This window comes from Polaromonas sp. P1_G4, from assembly GCF_056405475.1.
This window is the reverse complement of sequence record NZ_JBFUCA010000171.1, coordinates 1-7,956: the sequence shown is the minus strand read 5'-3', so window position 1 is coordinate 7,956 and position 7,956 is coordinate 1. Positions and strand designations below refer to the sequence as shown.

The following is a 7,956-nucleotide window of genomic DNA, read 5'->3' as shown; positions in this document are numbered from 1 at the left end:
GAACAGCACTGCCGGCACCACAGTCAGCAAGGTAAAGCTCCAGAGATAAGGTGACGTCCGGTTGTTGCGCATCAACATGCGCCGCGACTCGTCATCGTCGAACACACCACGCACCAGGCGGCGGTAGATCAGCTGATGGAAATGCAGCGCATCAGCCACCCCGGGCGATCCGCCGCGCGCCAGCTTTCGGTAGATCGAAAAAACAGTCTCCCAGACCGGATAAATGATCAACAGCATCGGAAACCACGGCGAAACCATCTGGTGGCGCTGCACCRGCAGTATGCAGGCGAGCGCGATCACAACACCCCAGAGATAGGCACCCCCATCCCCCGCAAAAATCAGGCCACGGGGGTAATTCCACATGAGAAAACCCATGGTCGCACCTGCCAGGCAGACAACGATGGCAGCCAGCTGACGGTCACCAAGCTGAAGCGCGACATAGGCGATTGCCAGGCAGATGAGCGACGCGACGGTACCCGCCAGGCCGTTGTAGCCATCAATGATATTGAACGCGTGCGGCAAGCCGCAGAACGCGAAAAAAGCCAAGGCAACGCCGACCCAGGGAAATGACAGCAGCAGCATGTCGATTCCTGGCACACCGAGCCGCGGTAACGCCAGCCCGAACAGGCTGCACGCCAGCGCTGCGGACAGGCCCGTCAGCAACAGGCGGTAACGCACCGTCAGCCGCTGCGTGAGATCTTCATAAACGCCGCCCAGCACGGCTGGCAGCAGGACCACCACCAATTGCAGGGCGGTATGCCAGCTCATGGGCACATTTACCCGGCTGGCGGTTGTTTCAGCTATCACGCCGGCAAGCAAGCCAGCCAATAAGCCCAGCAGTATCCCGATGCCGCCGACGCGCGGTATGTTTCCCGCATGGAACCGCTGCGGTTTGCTCACGTCGTATCGGCTGGCATGCTCACGCGCCATGCGGATAACCAGCATGGAGGCGATTAGCGACACCGTGAAACTCAGACAAACCAGAAATACCATGGGGCCCCCGCTTTATTTGCCGCAATTATCAGCGCATACCCCGGCCCGCCTCCTTGCAGTTTCCTCACAGTCCTGCCAGGACCTGCCGCAACGGTGTAAATAATCCCTCACGCCGGTGTTCTACCCATGCGGCAGCAGTGGTAATATCCTGTTCACTCATTGAACAGCTGAATCATCCATTTGCTGAATTCTTCACTTCAGGAAGAAAACCACCTGCGGGTACTGCGCCTGCTGGAGGCCAATCCTCATATGAACCAGCGCGATCTCGCCAATGCGCTGGGCGTTAGCTTGGGCAAAACCAACTATTGCCTGAAAGCGCTGCTCGACAAGGGCTTCATCAAGATGCAAAGCTTCAGCCGCAGCGAAAAAAAGCTGGCTTACGCCTATCTGTTGACGCCGAACGGCATTTCCGAGAAGGCCGGCCTGACCTTGCGCTTTCTCGAACGCAAGTTGGCGGAGTACGAAAACCTCAAGGTTGAAATCGAAAACCTCAAAGTCGAAGTCACCCAGGCAAAAACCAGCACTGATCACAACCATGACTGAAACCGTCACCATCACGCCTGTCATCCTCTGCGGCGGCGCAGGCACACGGCTTTGGCCGCTGTCGCGGAAAAGCTTCCCGAAACAGTTCGTCCCGCTGATCGGCGGTAAAAGCCTGCTGCAGCTGACCCTGGAGCGGGTGGCACACGTCAACGGAGACAGCGCAACCGCGCCCGATGTGATCTGCGTCGCCTCGGAAGAACACCGATTCCTCGTCAGCGAAGCCATGCAGGCAGCTCGCGTCAAGGGCCGGATTGTGCTGGAGCCCACCGGGCGCAACACAGCGCCTGCGATGGCGCTCGCGGCGCTGCTCGCCAAACCCGGTCAAGTCCTGCTGTTTTGCCCTTCGGATCACCATATCCCCGATGTTGGGGCCTTTTCCGCCATGGTGGGCCGGGGCCTGGCGGCGGCGCTGAGCGGTGAGATCGTGACTTTTGGCGTGGTGCCGGCTTTTCCGGCAACGGCCTACGGTTATATCCAGCAAGGCGCGGAGCGCGGCGACGGTAGCGCCAAAGTCGCGCGTTTTATTGAAAAACCCGACGCAGAAAAAGCCCAGGCACTGATATTGCAGGGTGACACGCTCTGGAACGCCGGTATCTTCCTGACGCGCGCCGACACACTGATCGCGGCCCTGGAACAACATGCGCCCGACATTCTGCAAGGCTGCCGGCTGGCTGTGTCAGCGGTCGGAGAGGACCAGCAGTTCGTGCGGCCCGACGCAGCAGCATTCGGTGCTGTGCGCGCCGAAAGTATCGACTACGCAGTGCTCGAGCGCCACGATGCCGTCGCTGTCGTGCCATTTGCGGGTGCGTGGAGTGACGTCGGCAGCTGGAATGCCGTCGCCGGGCTCACGGCGCCGGACGACGACGGCAACCGCATCGACGGCAACGGCATGGCGCTGCACAGCAAACGCACCTATATTCACGCGCCGCATCGCACCGTGGTGACACTTGGCACCGAGGACCTTCTGGTGATTGACACGCCCGACGCGTTGCTTGTCGCCGCGAGCAGCCACGTGGAGCAGGTCAAGAGCGTGGTTTCCCAGCTTGAAACGCGCCAAAGCCCGGAAGCAAACCTGCACCGCAAGGTAGCGAGGCCTTGGGGCTGGTATGACAGCATTGACCGCGGCGCCCGATTCCAGGTCAAACGCATCATGGTCAAGCCCGGCGCGTCGTTGAGCCTGCAAAAACACCATCATCGGGCCGAACACTGGATCGTGGTTTCCGGCACCGCGCTGGTCACCAAAGGCGAGGCCACCTTTCTCCTCACAGAAAACCAGTCCACTTACATTCCGATCGGCGAAACTCACCGCCTGGAAAATCCAGGAAAAACCGATCTGGAAATGATCGAAGTCCAGTCCGGCAGCTATCTGGGCGAGGACGATATCGTGCGATTTACCGACAACTATGGCAGGGCATAAACAATGAAAACAGCACTCATCACCGGCATCACCGGCCAGGACGGCTCCTACCTGGCGGAGTTTCTGCTGAACAAGGGCTATATCGTGCACGGCATCAAGCGCCGCACGTCGCTCTTCAATACGGATCGTATCGACCACTTGTTCCAGGACCCGCACGAAGCCAACCAGCGCTTTGTGCTGCACCACGGCGACATGACCGACTCGTCGAGCCTGACCCGCATCATCCAGCAAACCCAGCCGGACGAAATCTACAACCTGGCTGCGCAAAGCCATGTCGCCGTGAGTTTTGAAGAGCCGGAGTACACAGCCAACAGCGACGGCCTGGGCGCCTTGCGGGTCCTTGAAGCAATGCGCATTCTCGGACTTGAGAAGACCACACGCTTCTACCAGGCTTCGACTTCCGAACTCTATGGCTTGGTGCAGGAAATCCCGCAAAAAGAAACTACACCGTTCTACCCCCGCAGCCCTTATGCGGTTGCCAAGCTCTACGCCTACTGGATCACGATCAACTACCGGGAAGCCTACGGCATCTATGCCTGCAACGGCATTCTGTTCAACCACGAAAGCCCGGTCCGCGGCGAAACCTTTGTGACACGCAAGATCACGCGCGCACTCGCCCGCATCAAGCTGGGCATCCAGGACTGCCTCTATCTGGGCAACATGGATGCCAAGCGAGACTGGGGCCACGCCAAGGACTATGTCGAAATGCAATGGCTCATGCTTCAGYAGGACAAACCCGAAGACTTCGTGATTGCTACCGGTGTGCAATACAGCGTGCGTGATTTCGTCGAGGCGACTGCCCGGGAATACGGCATGCAGATCCGCTGGGAAGGCCACGACGAGAACGAGAAGGGCTATGACGCTGCCACCGGCAAATGCATCGTGTCGGTCGATCCGCGTTACTTCCGTCCGACCGAGGTTGAAACGCTGCTCGGTGATGCGACCAAGGCACGCGAAAAACTCGGCTGGGTTCCGAAAATCAGCTTCGCAGAACTGGTCGCCGAAATGGCCAGAGTCGACATGACACAGGCCGAGTTCGATTTGCAGGTCAAGGCGCACGGCCACAAGGCCTTGCGCAACCAGGGCTAAACGTGGCCAAACCCCGTGTTTTCCTGACCGGCGGCGGCGGCATGGTCGGCCGCAATATCCTTGAGCACCCGCTCGCGGGCAACTGGGATTTTGTCGCGCCGAGCAGCCGGGAACTGAACCTGGCCGACTTCGAGGCGACGCGCCGCTTCGTCGCAGATGTCCGGCCCGATGCGGTAATTCACTGCGCCGGACTGGTCGGCGGCATTCAGGCGAATATCGCGCACCCTGTCGATTTTCTCGTGGTGAACGTAGACCTCGGTCGCAATGTGATCATGGCAGCGCGCGAGGCCGGTGTTACCAGACTGCTGAACCTCGCGAGCTCCTGCATGTACCCACGCGAAGCGCAGAACCCGCTCGGCGAGGAATTGATTCTGCGCGGCGAACTAGAGCCGACCAACGAGGGCTATGCGATCGCCAAGATCTTCGCAACCCGGCTGTGCGAATACATCACCCGCGAAACACCGGTCAATCAGTACAAGACGCTGATTCCGTGCAACCTGTACGGCCGGCACGACAAATTCGACCCGAAGCACTCCCACCTGATCCCTGCGATCATCCACAAGGTCCATCAGGCCAAGGCTGGCGGCCTGCCGAGCGTCGAGATATGGGGTGACGGCACGGCACGCCGCGAGTTCATGTATGCAGGTGATCTGGCCGACGCCGTGCTGCATGCGCTGTCCGATTTCGACAAGCTACCGGGGCTGCTCAATGTCGGCCTCGGCCACGACCACAGCATCAACGACTACTACCGTGCTGCCGCCGAAGTCGTTGGCTGGAGCGGCGAGTTTGTGCATGACACAAGCAAGCCGGTCGGCATGAAACAAAAACTTGTCGACATCGACAGGCAGCGCGCCTGGGGTTGGGCACCGCAAAGGACGCTGCGCGAAGGTATTGAGCTTGCCTATAGCTTCTATCTTGAGACGGCGGGCGCATCATGAATCCTGCTGTTTTGTCCACTGGCACGTCGCCCGCTTCGATGCAGCATTTTGACTACATCGACCTGTTGCGCGGCTTGGCAATTTTCGGCGTGGTCGCCGCGCATTCCATGATGGGCATGGCCGCGATAGGCCTAACTCAGCTTCCCTTTCATATCGACTGGCTGCTGTCGGCCGGCAGGCATGGCGTATCCCTTTTCTTTGTTGTTTCGGCCTTTACGCTGATCCGCTCGCTGAACAGCCGCCGCGGCGATCCGATGTTTTTCGCCTATTTTGTTCGACGCTTCTTTCGCATTGTCCCGGCTTACTACCTGGTACTCCTGCTGGTTTTTTTCGCATACGGCAAGGGGTTCGAGAGCTACACCCCGCCGGGTGAACCGAACCTGACATGGCCCGACCTTGCCGCCCACCTGCTCTTCGTGAATGGACTCTTCCCCTACTACATCAATGATTTCCTGGGCGTGGAATGGTCAATTGCGGCCGAGTTTCCTTTCTATGCGATGCTGCCTTTCATCTTCCTGTGGTTACGCAATACCGAGGCAGGACTGCCTCTCAGCATCAAGGCGGCGCTGCTGTACGGCGGTTCACTAGCGTTGCTGTGGATGATGTACTGGAAAGCCGGTCCATTGATCCAGTTGCTTGGCATTCACCTTTATCCGCGGGAAATTTTTGTCCCATGGACCTACTTTTTTATCCTCACCCACATGCATGAATTTGCAGCGGGCATCGCGGTGTGGACGCTCATGCGGCGACTCGAACACAAGCCGGGCCTTGACAAAGCGTGGGCTGGGTGGTCATTGGGGCTATTGATCGCTGCAGGCATCGCGCTGGCCTGCCTTGAGTCGTGGAGGTACGACTCAGTCCTGTTGACGATCTGGGCGCCGGTGGCCTGGGGCTTGATGGCCGCCTGCCTAATCTATTTACTGTCGGTACTCAACCCACCGCCGCTGTTCGCGCTGTCCTATCTTGGAAAGATCAGTTTTTCGCTGTACCTGGTACATATGCCTATCGTGTATGGCCTGAGCCGATCCAGCACAGCCTGGCGCGTGACCGATAGCGTCGCCATCAATTTTGGTCTTTATCAAGTTGTCGCCTGGAGCCTGTCTTTAACCACAGCGGCTCTGCTCTTCCACTTCGTCGAGAAGCCAGGGATGCGTATGGGCAAGGCCTTGCTGAACCGATTCCCCAAACCCGCATTTGCCACTTGAGACAATCATGAACCATAAATATCCACTCGCCACTGCCACCTGGGACCAAGCCGAATACGCTGCACTGCAAGAGGTCATCACCTCAGGCATGTTCACCATGGGACCCAAGGTGTTCGAATTCGAAAAACAATTCGCAAGCTACCTCGGTGTCAAACATTGCGTGATGGTGAATTCCGGTTCGTCGGCCAACCTGTTAATGGTCGCGGCGCTTTTTTATTCCAAGAACGACGCGATTGCACTCAAGCCGGGCGACGAAGTGATCGTTCCCGCCGTGTCCTGGAGCACAACCTATTACCCGCTATACCAGTACGGCCTGAAGATCAAATTCGTTGATATCGATCTCGAAACCTTGAACTACGACCTCGATGCACTGGAAAAGGCCGTCACCGGCAACACCCGCCTGATCATGGCCGTCAACCTGCTCGGCAATCCGAACAACTTCGCGCGCATCAAATCCATCATCGGCGACAAGAAGATCTCGCTGATCGAAGACAACTGCGAGTCGCTCGGCGCAACCTTCGAAGGCAAGCAAGCCGGCACTTTCGGCCTGATGGGCAGCTACAGCTCGTTCTTTTCACATCACATCTCGACGATGGAAGGTGGCCTGATCAGCACCGACGACGAGGAGTTGCACCACATTTTGCTGTCGCTGCGCGCGCACGGCTGGACCCGGAACCTTCCGAAGTTCAACCGTGTCTGTGGCGAAAAAAGCGACGATCCGTTCAAAGAGTCGTTCCGGTTCGTCCTGCCCGGCTACAACGTACGRCCACTCGAAATGTCAGGTGCACTTGGCATCGAGCAGGTCAAAAAATTGCCAATGCTCGTCGCGGAACGGCGAAAAAATGCGGCGCTACTGCAATCGGTCATGCGCGATCATCCTACAGTGCTGATCCAAAAGGAGATTGGCAATAGCAGCTGGTTCGGTTTCAGCCTCGTTATCCGGCCTGGTGTGAACCTCACGCGCGAAGCACTGGTCGCCAAACTCAATGGCCTTGGGTTCGAAGTACGACCTATCGTTGCCGGCAATTTTGCCAAGAATGAAGTCGTCAAATATTTCGACTCGGAAGTCTCCGGTGAGCTGAAGAACGCCGAGCATATCGACAGTAACGGCTTGTTTGTTGGCAACCATCACTACTCGATTGCCGACGCAGTCACAACGCTCAAAAACCTCTAACGCATGAGAACACCAATGTCATTGGTTTCCAAAATCAAAACCCGCCTGGGGCTGATGTACCGCCGCCACATCAAACGGGAGCCATTCTTGATTGAAGTTGAACGTTGGTTCAGCGACCGGGGGGATGAGACCTTGCGCCTGAACTACCCACTGAATGCGCAAAGTATCGTTTTCGATATTGGAGGATACCTGGGCGATTTCGCCGCCGAAATCCACAAACGCTACGGCTGCACCGTCTATATTTTTGAGCCCGTTGCGGAGTTTCATCAGCAGTGCGTAGCACGCTTTCTGGGTAATCCAAAAATCGTCTGTTTGAACTATGGACTGTCTTCCAGCGACGGATTCTTCAATATTGGCCTGGCCGACAACGCATCAAGCTTCGATTCACCGCATGCGACCGGCGCCGTTCAGCGGGTGGAAGTCAGGTCGGTGGTCAATTGCATCAAAGAACTGGAAATTGCGCAAATCGATTTGATGAAGATCAATATCGAGGGCGGCGAGTTTGATGTGATTCCTGCGTTGATCACCTCTGGAGACATTAGTCGGATTCGCCACCTGCAAGTCCAGTTCCACAATTTCATAGACAAAGCCGTATCC

General features: G+C 57.6%; 8 protein-coding genes. 7 read left to right on the top strand and 1 reads right to left on the bottom strand.

The window, feature by feature from the left end; translation table 11 throughout:
- Positions 1 to 993, bottom strand: a 993-nt coding sequence (locus tag AC1D1X_RS10570; RefSeq protein ID WP_477698250.1) for an MraY family glycosyltransferase, incomplete at its 3' end; no start/stop codon positions are given.
- A 180-nt stretch (positions 994 to 1,173) separates the two neighbouring features.
- On the opposite strand from AC1D1X_RS10570, the gene AC1D1X_RS10565 reads away from it, so the two are divergent.
- The 7 genes from AC1D1X_RS10565 to AC1D1X_RS10535 all read left to right on the top strand — a co-directional run.
- On the top strand, positions 1,174 to 1,536 hold the full coding sequence (locus AC1D1X_RS10565; protein ID WP_457281197.1) for a MarR family EPS-associated transcriptional regulator: 363 nt from the start codon (positions 1,174 to 1,176) through the stop codon (positions 1,534 to 1,536).
- A complete protein-coding gene (locus tag AC1D1X_RS10560; RefSeq protein WP_477668489.1) occupies positions 1,529 to 2,953 on the top strand; it encodes a mannose-1-phosphate guanylyltransferase/mannose-6-phosphate isomerase in 1,425 nt (474 codons plus the stop codon). Before AC1D1X_RS10565 ends, AC1D1X_RS10560 begins: the two co-directional genes overlap by 8 nt.
- Before the next feature lie 3 nt (positions 2,954 to 2,956).
- On the top strand, positions 2,957 to 4,042 hold the full coding sequence (gene gmd / locus AC1D1X_RS10555) for a GDP-mannose 4,6-dehydratase (protein ID WP_477698249.1): 1,086 nt from the start codon (positions 2,957 to 2,959) through the stop codon (positions 4,040 to 4,042).
- 2 nt (positions 4,043 to 4,044) lie between these two features.
- Entirely contained in the window at positions 4,045 to 4,980 is a 936-nt protein-coding gene (locus tag AC1D1X_RS10550) for a GDP-L-fucose synthase family protein (RefSeq protein ID WP_477668491.1), read from the top strand.
- On the top strand, positions 4,977 to 6,185 hold the full coding sequence (locus AC1D1X_RS10545; RefSeq protein ID WP_477668492.1) for an acyltransferase family protein: 1,209 nt from the start codon (positions 4,977 to 4,979) through the stop codon (positions 6,183 to 6,185). Before AC1D1X_RS10550 ends, AC1D1X_RS10545 begins: the two co-directional genes overlap by 4 nt.
- A gap of 7 nt (positions 6,186 to 6,192) precedes the next feature.
- Positions 6,193 to 7,359, top strand: a complete 1,167-nt coding sequence (locus AC1D1X_RS10540; RefSeq protein WP_477668493.1) for a DegT/DnrJ/EryC1/StrS family aminotransferase — start codon at positions 6,193 to 6,195, stop codon at positions 7,357 to 7,359.
- A gap of 15 nt (positions 7,360 to 7,374) precedes the next feature.
- Positions 7,375 to 7,956, top strand: a 582-nt coding sequence (locus tag AC1D1X_RS10535) for an FkbM family methyltransferase (RefSeq protein ID WP_477698248.1), incomplete at its 3' end; no start/stop codon positions are given.